This window comes from Actinoplanes sp. NPDC026670, assembly GCF_040638175.1.
Lineage (GTDB): Bacteria > Actinomycetota > Actinomycetes > Mycobacteriales > Micromonosporaceae > Actinoplanes.
The window spans coordinates 1-1,951 of sequence record NZ_JBEZXU010000166.1; the positions used below are offsets into that span (position 1 = coordinate 1).

At 69.7% G+C, this 1,951-nt stretch carries 1 pseudogene; it reads right to left on the bottom strand.

Annotated elements, in window-relative coordinates:
- Positions 1–1,712: 1,712 nt before the first annotated feature.
- Positions 1,713–1,951, bottom strand: a pseudogene (locus AB0E94_RS52750) (dehypoxanthine futalosine cyclase); the annotation flags it as partial.

Consider the following 1,951-nt stretch of genomic DNA (forward strand, 5'->3'; position numbering starts at 1 on the left):
CCTGGACCTGAGTCCGGACCTGCGACAGACCTGGGTCCGGATCTAGGTCCGACCACAGGTCTGACGCAGGTCTGGCGCGGGTCTTGGTCCAGGTCGTCGAGGAAGGACGCGGCGCTGGCCAACGGTGTCCCTCCCTGCTGCTGAGTGACCGGCGGCGGGCCCGGAACCCGGCGGCGGTGGTGGGGAGCGTGGTCCGGCTGGCGGCCAGGTCGCTGGCGTCGAGCGGTCGCGGTGTCCGGCTGGCTGTCGGGTCGCGTGCGGCGGTGTCCGGCTGGCTGCCAGGTCGCGCAGGGTCGTGCGGGCTGAGCATGCACGGCAACGGGCGGTGTTGCAAGCAGGCGTACCGAAACGTCGGTTCCCGACCCGACCCGTTCCCGTCCCGACCCGGGGATCTGGATTCCGAAGGCTCGCGACCTGCCGGATCTGCAGGTTTCCGGCCGGTCCCGGCCGGACACCGGCCGGGGCAGGCGGTCTTGCCCTCGCCGTTCGGGCACAGGTTCGCGCGCGCTGGTGGGCGGTAGGTGGGATACCTCTTATCAGTCGGCCCCGGTACGCCGGCCGCTTCACCGTCTGCCACCAGGGGAGGTGGCTTGAACACGGGTGAGGGTTCAGGCGAGCGGTCCCCGTCGTTGGATTCCTCGTTGGAACCCTCGTTAGATCCCTCTGGTGAGCGCGGTCCCATGAACAGCGGGTGCCTGCCCTCGCTCGGCCGGCGGCGGGGTGCTCCACGAGGATCGAGCGGCCATCCGAGCCTCGTGAAGCACCTGCGCCTACCAGCTGGCCCTGTAGTTGGCCCTACGGGCGGGGCCGGGCGGCGTGGCAACTCTTCCCGGCTGCCGGGGATGTCGGTAAGGGTGTGCGGTGATCTTCGACATTGCGCTGACAAGGGCGGCCGGGAGCGGTTACCAGTCGTCCTTGGACATCATGTTTTCGAGCTCCGGTGCGTTGGGCACGTGATCGGCAACTGTTTCGACACCACGTTCGTCAGGGACGGTGGCCCCGGGACCGCAACCGTTTGCATTCGTCCGCCGTCAACCCGTTACCCGTTGGTAGCGCCGATCGGTGGACACGGCGAAGGGTGCGCGCCATCGACGGCTAGGTGTCACCTCTACCGCACCACACCGTCGAAGGGCAGCACGGCCGGCACCCGGGGAGTGACGGGTGCCGGCCGCACGTCCTACCGGGGGAGCGCGAGGGCTGTGGCGGCGGGCGAGGACCAGCGCGGCGAGCTGCCCAGCGACAACGGGCTAGGTAACGCCGGCCGAGGATGGACAGCCGGCCGGGACGATAACGCCTACGCGCGGCCAGACCTCCTGCCGGTCATCGACCGGCTACGCGGCAACCAGGGCCGTTTCCCGCATGGTCGACGCTGAGCAGCAACGGCTCACCAGCGGCCGGAACGCACCGATGCCCACCAGCGCGCCCGCTGCCACCCCGACCCCCGCGGCGGACCGCGAACTGGAGGAACTACGAACCAGGTCCAGGCGTATCACCCGAGAACTCGCTGCCCTTGGCCGGCGAATGCACAAGCTGCGCCGGCAGATCGAGGCCCACCAGAAGCGCCGATCCGTCTAACCCAGCCACCCCCGGCTACGCGACTCCACCACCCGTTCACGGTGGCCAACCTGCCGCATGCCATGCGCCGTGTGTCCCGCCCTGGTCAACCAAGGGGTCGAGTATCGAAACTGAGCCGCTGTCCCCAGCAGCGTCGTGGAGCGGTGCCGCGCGCCGGCCGAGGAGACGACGTTCTCCTCCAGCATGATCGAACCGAGGTCGTCCACGCCCATGTGCAGGGCGAGCTGCCCGACGTCCTTGCCGGTGGTCAGCCAGGACGCCTGGAGGTGCGGCACCGTCTCGAAGAAGAGCCGGGCCACCGCGACCAGTCGCAGGTATTCCAGCGTGGTGGCCTGGGTCCGGCCCTTGAGGTGGTTGTTCTCCGGCTGGTACGTCC